This window comes from Rhizorhapis sp. (genome assembly GCF_035276005.1).
Classification (GTDB): Bacteria; Pseudomonadota; Alphaproteobacteria; order Sphingomonadales; family Sphingomonadaceae; genus Rhizorhapis.
On record NZ_DATEMB010000052.1, the window covers coordinates 38,906 to 53,042 of the forward strand.

Here is a 14,137-nt window from a genome sequence, read left to right on the forward strand (position 1 = left end):
TATCTCAAGCCGCGGCCTTTGCCTGCTTGGCCGCTTCAATGGCTTCCAGCACGATCCGTCGCGCTTCATCGGCGTCGCCCCAAGTGCCGATCCGCACCCATTTTTCGGACTCGAGATCCTTATAGTGGGTGAAGAAATGCTCGATCTGCTGCATCACGATTTCGGGAAGGTCGTCCTTTTCCCCCACCTTGCTGTAATAGGGGAAGGTGCCGTCGACGGGCACTGTCAGCAGCTTTTCATCGCCGCCCGCTTCATCCTCAAGCTTCAGAACAGCGATGGGGCGGACGCGGACGACGCAGCCCGGAACGAAGGGGGAGCGAGCCACCACCAGCGCGTCCAGCGGATCGCCGTCGGGCGAGAGGGTGTGCGGCACAAAACCATAATTGGCGGGATAGCGCATTGGGGTATGCAGGATGCGGTCAACGAACAGCGCACCGGATTTCTTGTCGAATTCATATTTGACGGGTTCGCCGCCCACCGGCACCTCGATAATCACATTGAGGCTGTTGGGCGGATCGTCTCCGACCGGAATCAAGTCGATATTCATTTCAAGCAAATCCTGTCTGTATCAGTGTTTCAGCCGCTCGCCTTCAGGAGCAGGTCGATGCCGCTTTCACCCTCGCCTATTTTTTGCAGGTGCGGATAAACCAGTCCGCCGGAATATTGAAGTTCAATGTTACGAAATTTATCGCCCGAGCGCACCAGCAGCACAATTGGGCTTTTGCGCCCCTTATTATCCGAAATGGCGGCTTTGATTCGTTCGGCAGAATAGGCGGTGCCATTGACCGCCACGATGTTCATCCCAGCCGCAAGGCCGGCGTTGAAGGCGGGGCTGTCCCACACAATGGCAGTCACTTCCCCGGACTTGGAAAGATTGAGACCCGGTCCGAAGCTCAGGTCCACTGCCCCCGTCCGGTCCTCGCCATGCTTGACGGTGCTGTTGGGCTGGTCGGTATAAACCAGTCGATAGCCGCCCTTGGCAAAGCCGCCCTTGGGGGCTTCGCCATTGGTCTGGCTGACCCGGCTGCGAAGAAAGCCTGCCCAGTCATAGGGCGCCAGGCTGTTCAGCGCCGCTGTCACAGCATCAAAATCATAGGTGGAGACACCCCAGTCCCCGTCGCGGCCGCCGAAAAAGACTTTGGCGAAGTCATTCATCGATCTGCGGCCCCGGGTGAGTTCCCGCAGCAGGCCGTCAGCCTCCAGCCAGATCAGCAGCCCCTCATTATAATAGTCCTCCGACCGCTGCCAGCTTGTCCAGGGCTTTGGCCTGCGGGCAGAGATAATGGGGTCATAGGTCGTGTCTTCGAGCGGCCGCCATTCCCGGCCCTTGCGCTGGTCGAGGCCCGCCGCAATGGCAGCGATCGCGTCAAGCGTCTGTTCCTTGCTATAGAGGCCGGAACGGGCGCCCAGGACATAGCCCCAGAATTGCGTCTGTCCTTCATAGACCCAGAGCAGGCTGTCCTGCATCGGCGTCCTGAAGTCCGGCGTCCAGATGCCCTGCGGCCGCCGGTATTTGCCGTTCCAGCTATGGACCAGTTCATGCGGCAAGATGTTCCGCCGCCCCGGCCCCTTGTCCCAGCCGGTGAAATATTCGCGGTCAACGCTGTTCTCCGAACTGCGATGATGCTCCAGGCCAATGCCGCCGAGCTGATCGGTCAGGGCGAGCAGAAATTCGTAGCGGTCATAATGTTCCGTCCCGAACAGCGCGCGGGCTTCCTTGACCAGGCGCTTGTGCGCGTCCAATTGGGCATTGGTGTAGGCGAGGTCGCCCGCCTCGTCGGCCACCATATTCAGGCGCACTTTGGGCGTTAGCGCCACGCTCTTGAAATTGCGGCCGGCAAAGACCGGCGAATCGACGAGCGTGTCATAATCCGTAGTTTCATAAGTGATGGTGGCACCGGACGTGCTCGCCGGGCGAAGCGCCGTTGCCGCCTGCCAGCCGGCGGGGTAGGTGACGCTCGCCTGCACGGAAATGTTACGGACATAATAGCCTGCGGGATAAAGCGACACCGATGGCCATTGCAAATTCAGCATCGAAGGTGTGGCCACGATCCGTCCCTGGCCCTCCTCCGTCGCTGAGACGAACTGGAATTCCAGATCCAACTCCCTTGCGCCCTGCGGCACCTCCAGATGGAAGGCGAAGACGTCGACTGGATCGCGCCTCCAGGGCACCGGCTTGCCGCCCGCGCTGATCTTCAGTCCGGTGAGCTTGTCGACCTGCCCGCGGGGCCCGTGATTGCCGGGCAACCATTCGGGATAAAGCAATGTCATCGGCCCGGCCGAGGCGACAGGAATGACCTGGCGTATGCGGAAGATATTCTGGTTGATGTCTGTCGCATCGACCATCAGCCGCATGGTGCCGGGATAGGCTATGTCCTGCGCAGCCGGGATGGTTTCGGCGATGGGTTGGCCGGTGGGCTTGCTGTTCTGGGCGGAGGCTGGAGCAATAAGGAAGGCGGCGATGGCCAAAGCCGGCGCAAGACGCATACGGGTTTTTCTCCGTTTTGTTTCTGTGAGCAGAATGACGGCGCAAAGAGAGGAGGTCCAGCAAACAATTTCGTCCTCCCCGCGAAGATGACATGTCCGCCCGACCAGGAACTGAAGCATTCCACTTTCGCCAAAATGCCGCTAGACGCCCTCCGATGAGCAGGATCGAGACACCCCGCCCCATTCGCGGCACGCAGGACATGATCGGTGAAACGCAGGCGCGCTTTGCCCATGTGATGGGCGCCTTCGAACAGGTGCGCCGCCTGTACGGTTTTCAGCGTGTCGAGGTGCCGGTGTTCGAAGCAACGGCGGTGTTCGCGCGGTCGCTGGGTGAGACCACCGACGTCGTGTCGAAGGAAATGTACACCTTCCCCGATCGGGGCGGCGACAGCCTGACGCTCCGGCCGGAATTCACCGCGGGCATTGCGCGCGCCTATCTCACCGAGGGCTGGCAGCAATTCGCGCCGCTCAAGATTGCAGCCGCCGGTCCCGTCTTTCGTTATGAGCGTCCGCAGAAGGGCCGTTATCGCCAGTTTCACCAGATCGATGCGGAGATCGTCGGCGCGGCCGAGCCTGCCGCCGATATAGAGCTTCTGGTCTTCGCCGATCAGTTGTTGCACGAGCTTGGCATTGCCGATGGCGTGACATTACAGCTCAATACGCTTGGCGATGCGGAAACGCGGGAAGCCTGGCGGGCCGCACTGGTCGATCATTTTGAGGCGCACCGGGCGGAGCTTTCCGAGGACAGCGTGGAACGGCTGACGCGAAATCCCCTCCGCATCCTCGACAGCAAGGACTCGCGCGATCGTCCCGCCGCCGATAGCGCGCCGGACATTGACGCATTTCTGACAAGCGAAGCCGCCGACTTTTTCGCGAAGGTGACGCAAGGACTTGATGCTGCGGGCGTGCGATGGACCCGCAATGCCCGGCTGGTGCGCGGGCTTGACTATTACCGCCACACCGCCTTCGAATTTGTGACCGATCGTCTGGGCGCGCAGGGAACGGTGCTTGCGGGTGGCCGCTATGACGGCTTGATCGAGGCCTTGGGCGGGCCCGAAACGCCGGGCGTCGGCTGGGCGGCGGGCATCGAACGGCTGGCCATGCTGATCGAGGCGCCTCAGCCCGAAACCCCGGTCGCGCACCTCATCCCCATGGGAGAGGCTGCCGAGAAGGCCGCGACGGGCCTGCTTGCCGATCTGCGCCGCGCCGGGATCGCCGCCGACATGGGCTTTCGGGGCAATATGAAGAAACGCATGCAGCGGGCGAATGCAAGCGGCGCCGCCTTTGCCGTTATCATTGGCGAGGACGAACTGGCGCGAGGTGAAGCCGCCGTGAAGAATCTGGCGAATGGAGAGCAGCATATGGTCGCGATCGGAAAGGTCGCGGGGCTGCTGGCGCACTGATGCAGGTCTCTTCTGAGCGCATCCGCGCCATAGAGGCGCGTCATGATGAGGTGCAGGCTCAGTTGGCCCGCCCCGACCTTGCGCCAGAGGAATTTGTCCGCCTGTCTAAGGAATATGCGGAGCTGCAGCCGGTGGCGAAGGCGGCGCATGATTTGCGCCGCCTTCGGCAGGAGCTTTCCTCGCTTGAATATATGACCGGCCCGGAGGGCGACCCGGACATGCGTGAGATGGCCGAGGAGGAAATCCGCTCCATCCGCGAACAGCTCCCGGAGGCAGAGCGGGCGTTGGCACTGCAACTGCTGCCCAAGGACGCGGCGGACGCCCGTCCCGCCATGCTGGAGATTCGTGCCGGAACCGGCGGCGATGAGGCGGCGCTTTTCGCGGGCGACCTTTTCCGCATGTACACGCGCTATGCCGAGGAGCAGGGCTGGAAGATCGAGCTTATCTCCGCCAGCCCGTCAGATGTTGGCGGCTATAAGGAAGTCGTCGCCAGCGTCGCCGGCACAGGTGTGTTCGCCAAGCTGAAATTTGAAAGCGGCGTCCACCGTGTCCAGCGCGTGCCCGTTACCGAAAGCGGCGGGCGAATCCACACCTCCGCCGCGACGGTCGCCGTCCTGCCGGAGCCGGAGGAGGTCGATGTCGACATCCAGGACAAGGACCTGCGCATCGACGTTTTCCGGGCCTCGGGCTCGGGCGGGCAGCATGTGAACACGACGGACAGCGCGGTGCGCATCACGCACTTGCCGACCGGTCTGGTAGTATCCCAGCAAGATGAAAAGTCGCAGCACAAGAACAAGGCCAAGGCGTTGAAGGTGCTCCGGGCCAGGCTCTATGAATTGGAACGCGACCGCGCGGCCAGCGAGCAGGCGGGCGCGCGCAAGGCAATGGTGGGTTCGGGCGATCGGTCCGAACGCATCCGCACCTATAATTTTCCGCAAGGCAGGGTGACCGACCATCGGATCAACCTGACGCTCCACCGCCTACCGGAGATATTGGAAGGGCCGGGACTGCAGGAGATTGTCTCTGCGCTCATTGCAGAGGATGAGGCCGCCCGGCTGGCACAGCTGGACGGGGCGGGGTGATCTCCTTTCTCCTGTTGTCGTCATTCCCGCGAAGGCGGGAATCCATCGCCCGACGCGGAATCAGGTGGTTGGTTCAGGCGATGGGTCCCTGCCTTCGCGGAGATGATGGTCAATCGGAATGAACGCCTCCCAATTTCTCCGCGCCGCTACGCAGCGCCTGTCTGGCAAGAGCGACAGCCCGCGCCTGGATGCTGAGCTATTGCTCGCTCATGCCCTGGGCATGGGGAGGAGTGAGCTGTTGCTAAAGTTGCGCGATCTTGAAGTGCCCAGCCAGTTCCACGCCCTCATCGAACGGCGGGCCGCTGGGGAGCCTGTTGCCTATATCACTGGCGAGCGCGATTTCTGGACCATAACCCTTCACGTCACGCCAGCGGTTCTCATTCCCCGGCCGGATACCGAGACCCTGCTCGACGCGGCGGTGGCCCATTTTGGCGACCGGCCGCCAATGCGGGTGCTGGATCTTGGCACTGGTTCGGGCGCGCTTCTTCTCGCCGCTCTTGACCAATGGCGGCACGCCACCGGAATCGGCGTCGATATCTCGCAGGACGCCCTGGCCATTGCCCAGGCAAATGCCGAGCGCCTTGACCTTGCCTCCCGCGCCCATTTCCAGAAGGGGAATTGGGCCGGGGGGATAGCCGAACGGTTCGACCTGATTCTCATTAATCCCCCCTATATCAGCAGCCATGCGATGCTTCCGCGCGACGTGCTGCACCATGAACCTCATGCCGCGCTTTTTGCCGGGGAGGAGGGGCTCGACGACTATCGCCGCATCGCACCGCAGCTTCCCGCTCTGCTCGAACCAGGGGGGATGGCGGCCATAGAGATCGGCTTTGATCAGGGACGAAGCGCGGCCCGGCTGTTTGAACAAGTGGGGCTTCATGTCCGCTGCCAACAGGACCTTGCCGGTCGCGATCGATGCCTTGTCATTACACCTTGAGGCTTCAATATTGGGACAAGCGGGCCTATATTGACTGCAGCGCCCGCTTTTTCGTGGCCGCCAGAGATTTCACTTGGTTTCTACCGACGGACGGTTTAACAGCGCTCTTCAAGGGGGCGGCGTCATCCAGCGTAAAATGGATTTCCCCGCACCTGCTCCCAAGGTCATGAAGGCGCTGATGTCCGGCGGCTCTGGCAACAGGACGGTCGGCATTGCCCAGGCAATCCGGCCCTTTTGGGGAATATGCATCCAAATCCGGGAGCGGCGCTTTTCGGGATGTTATTGAAAACAAGGACGTCACTTTGATCAATAATCGGCAGGCCGGCCGCCGTCGCGGCCGGAACAATTCCCGTCCCCAGGGCAATGGCCGGGGCGGAGACTCGGGTAACCGCATCGACAATCGCGCCCGCGGCAATGCGGCCCAGCTTCTTGAGAAATACAAGAATCTGGCGCGTGACGCGCAGACGCAGGGCGATCGGGTCAATGCAGAATATTATCTGCAGTTCGCCGACCATTATTTCCGTGTCCTCGCCGACAATCGCGCCCGCCAGGAAGAGCAGCAGAACTGGCGCCGGAACCGCGACGACAACCGCTTCGATATGGATGAAGAGGAAGATCTGGAGCTCGAAGGCGAAGGCGTTGGCGGCGATACCGAAGAGGCGCAGCCGCGATCGGGTGAAATGGAGGAGCGCGGCTTTGAGCGCGAACCTCGTTTTGAACGGGAAGCTCGTTTCGAACGCAGGAACGAACGTCCTGACCGGCGGAATGACCGGCAGGGTGAGCGTGGCCCGCGCCGTGGCCGTGGCCAGCGGGAAGAAGCGCCGCCTCCGGTAGAAGCGGAAGCGCCTGCGCCGGTCCAACGGGCGCCCGAGACGCTACCGGCTGAACCCGTTGCTGTGGAGGAGGCGGCGGCCAAGCCGAAGCGTGCTCCGCGTCAGAAGCGCGCTCCCAAGGCGCAGGCGGCCGAGGAAAACCATGGCATGGACGCGGCAATTCTGCCGCCGTCCATCTCTCGCGCAGACAATGACAGCGGCGAGGAAGTGGCTGCACCGCGCAAGCGGACCCGCCGCACGCGGACAACGGCTGAAGCTGCAGAGTAATTCAGCGCACAAATCCCTCCGTTCATCGCAGGGTCAAAAAGCATCCGTAAACAAGAGGGCGACGCCGAACCGGCGCCGCCCTTTTTGTTGCGGCAGAGGCGCGTTGTTGTAAGTCCTCTCAGGGAAAGAGGAAAAAGGAGAAACAGAAAAATGCACTTCGCTCGCGTTCTGCCCTTGCTTCTCGCTGCCGCGCCTGCGGCTCTCTTTGCCCAGAGTGGGCCAAGCGCCCAGGGCGATGTCTCGGTCACCATCTACAATGACAATCTCGCGCTGGTGCAGGACGTGCGGCAGCTCAACATTCCGGCGGGGACAACGCGGCTGGAATTCCCCGATGTGTCGGCCCAGATTCGCCCTGAAACCGTCTCCTTCAACGCGGCTGGCGCGTCCATTGTCGAACAGAACTTTGATTTCGATCTGCTGTCCCCTGACAAGCTGATGGAAAAGGCGGTGGGGCAAATCGTCACCATCGTCCGCACCAATCCCGCCACCGGCGGCGAGACGCGCCAACAGGCGAAGGTGCTGGCCGTGAATGGCGGCGTTGTCCTTCAGATCGGCAACCAGATCGAAGTGCTGCGCGACGATGGCCTGCCGGTACGGGTTATTTTCGATAAGGTTCCCCCCAATCTCCGCCCGCGGCCCACCCTATCCGTCACGGTCGACAGCGAACGGACCGGCAGCCGCCCTGCCTCGCTTCGCTATCTGACGCCGGGTCTTGGGTGGAGCGCCGACTATGTTGCGCTTTATGATGAAAAGGCTGCGCGCATCGATGTGCAGGGCTGGGTGACGCTCACCAATAATAGCGGCACCACCTATAATAATGCCGATACGCTGCTGGTCGCAGGCAGCATCAATCAGGGGCGGAATGGCCGCGTCCGCCCGATGATCTATCCGCCGCAGCCCGAAATGAGCAACATCAGGGAGGCTGGGACTGAAACGGCGGCGCGCGAACAGCTTGGGGATTATTATCTGTATCCGATCAGCGGGCGCACGACCATCGCCGACCGGCAGACCAAGCAGGTCAGCTTCCTGGATGTGCAAGGTGTACCTGCCCGCCGCACTTATGAATATCGGGTGGGCTGGCTTCAGACGATCGAGGAGCCGCAAAGCTTCAACACCGTCCTCAAATTTTCTTCCTCCAGCAAAGGGGGCCTTGGCGATGCGTTGCCTGCTGGGACCGTGCGCTTCTATATGAAGGATGCGGGCGGCGCGCCGCAGTTCATCGGTGAAAACCGGATCGGCCATACACCCATGGGAAGCGAGCTGGCGCTGGCGACCGGGCAGGCTTTTGACGTCAAGGTAAAGACGGTCGTGGAGAAGCGCGAGCGGCTCTCCCCCACCAAATGGCGCTCGACGATGCGCTATGAGATCAGCAACGCAAAGGCGCAGCCGGTGCAGGTGGACCTGACGCAGTCGGGGCTCGATTTTTATCTTACCGACACGCGAATCGTCGAAGAAAGCCAGAAGAGCGAGCGGGTGAGCAGCAACGCCACGCGGTGGACTGTCGATGTGCCGGCCAACGGCAGCGCCACGGTGACGGCGACTTTCGAGACGCGGTATTGAGATGAGGCGCCATATCAGATCCTCCCCGGCACGGGGAGGGGGACCGCATGTAATGCGGTGGAGGGGGCTGGCCTCTCTATGCTGCATCCAGAGGATATCCCCCTCCACCATTCTTCGAATGGTCCCCCTCCCCGTGCCGGGGAGGATGTTGGCCGCCCTCCTCCTGACCGCCGCGCCCGCCGCCGCGCAGAACAGCATTACATCGCCCGCGCCTGATTCGACCTCCGTCACCATCTATCGCGATCCGGATCGTGGGGATGGAGGCATTAATCTGGACTGGCTGAACGGCTTCGCGCTCATCACCGAGCACAGGCGGATCGCTGTGCCCGCGGGCGAATCGCTCATTCGATTCGAAGGCGTGGCGAACGGCATGATCGCGGTCAGCGCTGTGGTGACTGGCCTTCCCGGCGGGGTGATCCAGAAGAACAGGGATGCCAAGCTGCTGACGCCTGCATCGCTGCTCGACGGGACGCTCGGCAACCGGGTGCACATCCGGCGGACCAATCCGGCCACGGGCAAGATCACGGAAACAGAGGCAGTGATTCGCTCCGGGCCGGACAATGCGGTCGTGCTTCAGACGGACGAAGGCTTTGAAGGGCTGCGCTGCTCCGGCTTGCCTGAAACGCTGGTCTATGATTCGCTTCCGCAGGGGCTTTCGGCGAAGCCCACCCTGTCGGTCACCACCCGAAGCGATCAGGCGGTCAATGCCGACGTCACCATCACCTATCTCGCCACGGGTTTCGACTGGGCGGCGAATTACGTCGCTCGAGTGAATGAGGATGGGAAGGCGCTGGATTTGTTCGGCTGGCTGACGGTCGCGAACAGCAACGACGTCAGCTTCGCCGATTCGCAGCTACTCGCGGTGGCGGGGAGGGTGAATCGTGAAAGCGATTTTCAAACCCTTGTCGCGCCCGAGCCTTCCCCCGTCCTCAATCTGCGCTGCTGGCCGATGGACAGCACCAGCACCGCGGAGATGCGGATGTATGAGGGCGCCGTTGCCGGTAATGCTTTGCCACCTGCGGCTCCTGCTCCAGTGATGGCACGTATGGCCGCGGAGGCCATGGACGTTTCGGTCACTGCTCAACGCCGCAAGGCCGTGCAGGAGGAACTGGGCGACCTGAAGCTCTATCGCGTGCCGATGCGGGTTGATCTGAATGCCAATGGCCAGAAGCAGGTGGCGCTGCTCGAAAAGCGGGGCATTCCCTTCACCCATGTTTATGGGGCGACCCTCTGGCCGGAAAATGTGACCGAGCCTGCGCCGCTCCAGATCTTGGTTCGGATGCAGAACAAGGAGAAAGCGGGACTGGGCGTTCCACTTCCGTCCGGGGGTCTTGCGCTGTTCGAAAATGTGGAAGGCCAGGACATGCTTCTTGGCGAAGACAAGCTCCGTGACCATGCCGTCGGCGAGGAGGTGGAAGCCGAAGCGGGCGCCAGTCCCCAACTCCAGTACCGGCTGGAATGCACTGGCTGCGGCAAAGGGGAGAAGGCATCCTACCGCTTGACGGTCACCAATGCCGGCAAGCGCAAGGCGCCGGTCGAGATTCGACTGCAGCAATCGGACGCCTTCACCTATTCGGGAGTGAGCGCGAAGCTGGGGCGGAAAAATAGCGATCTTCTATGGAAGTTGACGGTTCCGGCGAATGGCACGGCTCGACTGGACTACACGCTGACGCGGCGGTGAGGAGGGGAGAGGAGGCTTGACCCATTGCTCTCATGCTGATGCTATTCCCAATGCATAGCTGGGAGGACCATCGATGGAGCATTTCAGGCTGCCGCTCTCGGGCGACGTTACGCAAAGCATCAATCCCTGGACCTGGGTATGGGACGGTAATCAGTTCGGCAATGTCACGGTCAATCTGGGGCTCAGCCGCGACCCGGACATGGAACGGTCGATCCTTCAGCAGGTCGGCAGTTATGGCCGCCAGATCGGCCAGATCACCGATGCGGTAAAAATATTGGTGGCGCGCCTCGACCGCAGCACTTTGACGCCGGAAGAGCAGCGGTGCATTGAACTTTTCGAAGTTCAGGCAGAGATGGTGGAGCTTGTGAAGCGCAAGGCGGCACTGGAAAAATCAGCGCCCTTATAAGCTCAGACCGGGGGGAGCGGTTTGGGCCGATGATTGTCGTCCAGGGCAACAAAGGTGAACAGCCCGCTCGTCACGCGTATCTCTTCCCGGCCACGGCCACGGCTTGCGATCACGTCCAGGCCGATAGCGAGCGAGGTACGTCCCCGACGCTTCACCTCCGCATAGATGGAGATGATGTCGTGCAGCAGGATGGGTTCGATGAACTCCATCGCCTCGATCGCAACCGTGGCCACCGGCCCCTGCGCCTCGCGCGCGGCGATGATGCCGCCCGCGATGTCCATCTGGCTCAGCACCCAACCGCCGAAAATATGACCATTGGCGTTGATGTTGCTTGGCTGCGGCACGGTCCGCAAGACCGGATCGCGCACTGCCGAGAGGCTTTTCCCCGAATCAGTCATCAATGTCCTTCTCATTTTTCAGCGGGTCGTGAATCTGCTCATCATGTCCGGTCCCGCTCGACATGAAGACCAGCCCCATCAGCGCCGCCGTCAGCATAACGGTAAAACCGATGCCCGCCGCCGAGGCAATGAGCATGTGAACGGACGGTACCCCGTTCCACCACCAAAGCAGCCCCACGCCCACGATCACGCAGATGAGCGCCGCAAGACCCATCCACCGCATGATTCGCCAGTAACGGCCCCATGCAAAGGCGGCATATTCGGGATCGTCCAGGTCCGGCTTCCTATCATTCATTCCTTCCCTTTGGGGATGAGCCGTGGGATCATCAAGGTCCAGGATAAAAGAAAAGGAGGGATTCGTATGACCATAGCGGCAATCCTGCATGACAAGGGAACGGAAGTGGTTCAGGTCGGCAGCGGGGAGACGGTGAGATCGGTCATAGCGCTGCTGGCGGAACGGCGGATTGGCTGTGTGCCGGTGATGGAGCGGGGCAAGGTCGTCGGAATGTTCTCCGAGCGCGATGTCGTCCGACAGATCGCCACGCAGGGATCGTCCGTGCTTGACGTCCCTGTAGGGGAGGTAATGACATCCCCGGTCCATACGGTGGCTCCCGGCATGTCGGTGCTCACCGCCCTGTCGCTGATCACGCAGCGGCGTATGCGTCACTTGCCGGTCTGCGAAGGGGAGCGGCTCATCGGCTTTGTATCGATCGGCGATCTCGTCAAATACCGGATCGACAAGATCGAGGCGGAGGCTTCAGCTCTGCGGGATTATATCCAGAGCGCCTGATTCGCCTTGGGGAGGGGCGGGCACTTGTTTGCGCCCCAGAAGGCGAAGCAGTTCGTCCGCCGTCTCGCGCGCCAATCCAAAGAGGATCACGGCGTAGGACAGGGCTCCGGCAAGCACCATCAGGGCAAGCGTGAGGAATGCCGGCATCGGAGGCAGTATCTTCCCAACCAGCAGGACAATTCCCGCCATCAGGGCCGAACTCGCCACAGCGGGTAGCGCCGACCGGCCAATATCGGCATAGCTCACCCCCATGGGCTTTCCTGCCATCCGAATCGTCACCAGTGTCAGCAGTGGAAAGGCCAGTGCCCAGGCCCAGGCAAGGCCGGCCGCGCCGAAAGGAATTCCGATGAGGAACGCCGCCGGCATCAGCACCGCTCCGACGCCAGCGATTCGGGCAGTGGTTCCCGGCCTGCCAAGTGCGTTGCTGGCAGGGGCGAACATCACCTGTACCGTCATGAACGGCATGGCGAGCGCGAGAATCGAAATGAGCGGCGCCATTTCTATCCATTTGCGCCCAAGCAGGGTCTCTATCAGCGGCCCTGCCGTTACGGCCATGCCGACGTAAAGCGGGCAGGCGATGAGAAGAATAAGCTTCACAGCCTTGCAGAAGGACCAGGCAAGCCGTCCCACGTCGCCCTGCATCCGCGCATAAGCGGGAAAGGCCACGTCGTTGAGAGCCGGGATGAACTTGGCTGCGAATATCTGGGTCAGGAACAGCGCTTCCGCATAAAGTCCCAGTTCATGCGGAGGCAGCATCCGCCCGCCGATGAATATGTCCGCCTGGCTTTGGAACATCCAGAAAAGCTGGCTTCCCAGTAGGGAGGCTCCAAAGCCGATAATGCCGCCTGTGCCGCGGAAGTCGAAACTCGGCCAGATGAACAGGCGAGTTGCCAGCATATAGCCGACGGCTTTCACCCAGAAGCCCGCGATGGGGGCAAAGACCAGCGTCCAGACGCCCCAGCCCGATAGCGCGCCGCCGATCGCCACCGCCGCGGCCGCAGCAGCAGCGATCAGATTCGCTAACGCAGGGCGCCTGAAATCGAGCGACCGGCCCATCAGCACCTCGGGCAAAGCAATGAAGGGTGTCGCGAGATAGAGCAGGGCCTGGATGCGGAGCAGATTCGCGACCAGCGGCTGGTCATAATAATCCGCGGCGAGGGGGGCCATCACCGCCACCTGCAGAATCGCCAGCGCGCCATTCAGCAAAAGCATCAGGCCGAATGCCTGGCGGAGCCTGAACTGCTCCAGCGTCTCTGACTGAACCAGCGCGCTGATGAGGCCATAGCCGTTGAGGAAGGTGAGGAAGGTCAGAATCACCTGAGTCATGGCGAACAGGCCGTAATCGGCTGGCGAAAGGATTCGGATCACCGCCAGAGTCGAGGCCCAACTGATCAGTTGAGCGACGATCTGACTGCCCGAACGCCAGAAAACAGCATTTTTTATCCGCCTGCCGAAGCCTGATTCGTCTGCATCTGCGTCCGCCACAGCCATGAAGCCCTGTTTCACCTCTTTGAAAAACCGCTGAAAACCGTGCTTAACGGCCAAATCCGAAAAATTCTGAAACAAAAATGCAAAAAGGCGTTGACGGTGCGGGAAGCCCCCCATATATGCCCTCTCACCGGACGGGGCGGCGGCCTAGCGGCGCTGCTCCCACGGTCGTCTCTACAGAAACGGCAACGTTTCCCCCGATAGCGATAGCGGGGAAAATAGAGACGTCGGCTCTTTGACATCGTAAATTTAGATGAAGGGACATGTGGGCGGCGGCCCCGGGTCCAACGGCTTCAAGGCGTTGGTAACTCGGTCAAATTTAAGCCGTTCCTATATGTCCTACACACCATGTAAGATTTGTGCAGGAACGGCTCCTTGAAATGAGCTCGTTGATTTGGGTTATTCCACCTGGATCAGCGGGGACATCAAACTTGAGAGTTTGATCCTGGCTCAGAACGAACGCTGGCGGCATGCCTAACACATGCAAGTCGAACGAGATCTTCGGATCTAGTGGCGCACGGGTGCGTAACGCGTGGGAATCTACCCTTGGGTTCGGAATAACAGTTAGAAATGACTGCTAATACCGGATGATGACGTAAGTCCAAAGATTTATCGCCCAAGGATGAGCCCGCGTAGGATTAGCTAGTTGGTAGGGTAAAGGCCTACCAAGGCGACGATCCTTAGCTGGTCTGAGAGGATGATCAGCCACACTGGGACTGAGACACGGCCCAGACTCCTACGGGAGGCAGCAGTGGGGAATATTGGACAATGGGCGAAAGCCTGATCCAGCAATGCCGCGTGAGTG

13 protein-coding genes and 1 rRNA gene are annotated in these 14,137 nt (G+C 61.3%); 9 read left to right on the forward strand and 5 right to left on the reverse strand.

Annotated features, from left to right (window positions below; genetic code table 11):
• Positions 1 to 4 precede the first annotated feature (4 nt).
• Together ppa and VJS46_RS11145 are read right to left on the reverse strand one after the other, a co-directional pair.
• Positions 5 to 547: an inorganic diphosphatase gene (ppa, locus tag VJS46_RS11140; protein ID WP_324060117.1), complete on the reverse strand. Its 543-nt coding sequence runs from the start codon at positions 545 to 547 to the stop codon at positions 5 to 7.
• 29 nt (positions 548 to 576) lie between these two features.
• Positions 577 to 2,487 (reverse strand): peptidase M61, encoded by a 1,911-nt coding sequence (locus VJS46_RS11145; protein WP_324060118.1) that lies wholly within the window; start codon positions 2,485 to 2,487, stop codon positions 577 to 579.
• A gap of 155 nt (positions 2,488 to 2,642) precedes the next feature.
• On the opposite strand from VJS46_RS11145, the gene hisS reads away from it, so the two are divergent.
• From hisS to VJS46_RS11180, 7 genes are all read left to right on the forward strand, one after another.
• The gene (gene hisS, locus VJS46_RS11150) at positions 2,643 to 3,890 is read left to right on the forward strand and encodes a histidine--tRNA ligase (RefSeq protein WP_324060119.1); all 1,248 of its coding nucleotides are present in this window, start codon (positions 2,643 to 2,645) and stop codon (positions 3,888 to 3,890) included.
• On the forward strand, positions 3,890 to 4,972 hold the full coding sequence (gene prfA / locus VJS46_RS11155; RefSeq protein ID WP_414708006.1) for a peptide chain release factor 1: 1,083 nt from the start codon (positions 3,890 to 3,892) through the stop codon (positions 4,970 to 4,972). The genes hisS and prfA overlap by 1 nt, the downstream gene beginning before the upstream one ends.
• A gap of 118 nt (positions 4,973 to 5,090) precedes the next feature.
• Positions 5,091 to 5,909, forward strand: a complete 819-nt coding sequence (gene prmC, locus VJS46_RS11160) for a peptide chain release factor N(5)-glutamine methyltransferase (protein WP_324060120.1) — start codon at positions 5,091 to 5,093, stop codon at positions 5,907 to 5,909.
• A gap of 302 nt (positions 5,910 to 6,211) precedes the next feature.
• Positions 6,212 to 7,009, forward strand: a complete 798-nt coding sequence (locus VJS46_RS11165) for a DUF4167 domain-containing protein (RefSeq protein ID WP_324060121.1) — start codon at positions 6,212 to 6,214, stop codon at positions 7,007 to 7,009.
• A gap of 150 nt (positions 7,010 to 7,159) precedes the next feature.
• Complete coding sequence (locus VJS46_RS11170; protein WP_324060122.1) at positions 7,160 to 8,569, forward strand: DUF4139 domain-containing protein; 1,410 nt, start codon at positions 7,160 to 7,162, stop codon at positions 8,567 to 8,569.
• Positions 8,570 to 8,714: 145 nt separating this feature from the next.
• A complete protein-coding gene (locus VJS46_RS11175) occupies positions 8,715 to 10,250 on the forward strand; it encodes a hypothetical protein (RefSeq protein WP_324060123.1) in 1,536 nt (511 codons plus the stop codon).
• A 73-nt stretch (positions 10,251 to 10,323) separates the two neighbouring features.
• Positions 10,324 to 10,656: a hypothetical protein gene (locus VJS46_RS11180; protein WP_324060124.1), complete on the forward strand. Its 333-nt coding sequence runs from the start codon at positions 10,324 to 10,326 to the stop codon at positions 10,654 to 10,656.
• A 2-nt stretch (positions 10,657 to 10,658) separates the two neighbouring features.
• Here VJS46_RS11180 and VJS46_RS11185 read toward each other — a convergent pair whose 3' ends face one another.
• Positions 10,659 to 11,054, reverse strand: a complete 396-nt coding sequence (locus VJS46_RS11185) for an acyl-CoA thioesterase (RefSeq protein WP_324060126.1) — start codon at positions 11,052 to 11,054, stop codon at positions 10,659 to 10,661.
• Entirely contained in the window at positions 11,047 to 11,349 is a 303-nt protein-coding gene (locus VJS46_RS11190) for a hypothetical protein (RefSeq protein ID WP_324060127.1), read from the reverse strand. Before VJS46_RS11190 ends, VJS46_RS11185 begins: the two co-directional genes overlap by 8 nt.
• A gap of 66 nt (positions 11,350 to 11,415) precedes the next feature.
• On the opposite strand from VJS46_RS11190, the gene VJS46_RS11195 reads away from it, so the two are divergent.
• A complete protein-coding gene (locus VJS46_RS11195) occupies positions 11,416 to 11,844 on the forward strand; it encodes a CBS domain-containing protein (protein ID WP_324060128.1) in 429 nt (142 codons plus the stop codon).
• Here VJS46_RS11195 and VJS46_RS11200 read toward each other — a convergent pair.
• Positions 11,812 to 13,335: a lipopolysaccharide biosynthesis protein gene (locus tag VJS46_RS11200; protein WP_324060129.1), complete on the reverse strand. Its 1,524-nt coding sequence runs from the start codon at positions 13,333 to 13,335 to the stop codon at positions 11,812 to 11,814. The genes VJS46_RS11195 and VJS46_RS11200 overlap by 33 nt on opposite strands.
• A gap of 424 nt (positions 13,336 to 13,759) precedes the next feature.
• Here VJS46_RS11200 and VJS46_RS11205 point away from each other — a divergent pair.
• Positions 13,760 to 14,137: ribosomal RNA gene (locus VJS46_RS11205) — 16S ribosomal RNA — on the forward strand; the annotation flags it as partial.

What these genes read in the sequence shown, in the direction of transcription:
- ppa (WP_324060117.1), bottom strand. Translation starts at nt 547, where the DNA reads ATGAATATCGACTTGATTCCGGTCGGAGACGATCCGCCCAACAGCCTC.
- VJS46_RS11145 (WP_324060118.1), bottom strand. Translation starts at nt 2,487, where the DNA reads ATGCGTCTTGCGCCGGCTTTGGCCATCGCCGCCTTCCTTATTGCTCCA.
- hisS (WP_324060119.1), top strand. Translation starts at nt 2,643, where the DNA reads ATGAGCAGGATCGAGACACCCCGCCCCATTCGCGGCACGCAGGACATG.
- prfA (WP_414708006.1), top strand. Translation starts at nt 3,890, where the DNA reads ATGCAGGTCTCTTCTGAGCGCATCCGCGCCATAGAGGCGCGTCATGAT.
- prmC (WP_324060120.1), top strand. Translation starts at nt 5,091, where the DNA reads ATGAACGCCTCCCAATTTCTCCGCGCCGCTACGCAGCGCCTGTCTGGC.
- VJS46_RS11170 (WP_324060122.1), top strand. Translation starts at nt 7,160, where the DNA reads ATGCACTTCGCTCGCGTTCTGCCCTTGCTTCTCGCTGCCGCGCCTGCG.
- VJS46_RS11175 (WP_324060123.1), top strand. Translation starts at nt 8,715, where the DNA reads ATGTTGGCCGCCCTCCTCCTGACCGCCGCGCCCGCCGCCGCGCAGAAC.
- VJS46_RS11180 (WP_324060124.1), top strand. Translation starts at nt 10,324, where the DNA reads ATGGAGCATTTCAGGCTGCCGCTCTCGGGCGACGTTACGCAAAGCATC.
- VJS46_RS11185 (WP_324060126.1), bottom strand. Translation starts at nt 11,054, where the DNA reads ATGACTGATTCGGGGAAAAGCCTCTCGGCAGTGCGCGATCCGGTCTTG.
- VJS46_RS11190 (WP_324060127.1), bottom strand. Translation starts at nt 11,349, where the DNA reads ATGAATGATAGGAAGCCGGACCTGGACGATCCCGAATATGCCGCCTTT.
- VJS46_RS11195 (WP_324060128.1), top strand. Translation starts at nt 11,416, where the DNA reads ATGACCATAGCGGCAATCCTGCATGACAAGGGAACGGAAGTGGTTCAG.
- VJS46_RS11200 (WP_324060129.1), bottom strand. Translation starts at nt 13,335, where the DNA reads ATGGCTGTGGCGGACGCAGATGCAGACGAATCAGGCTTCGGCAGGCGG.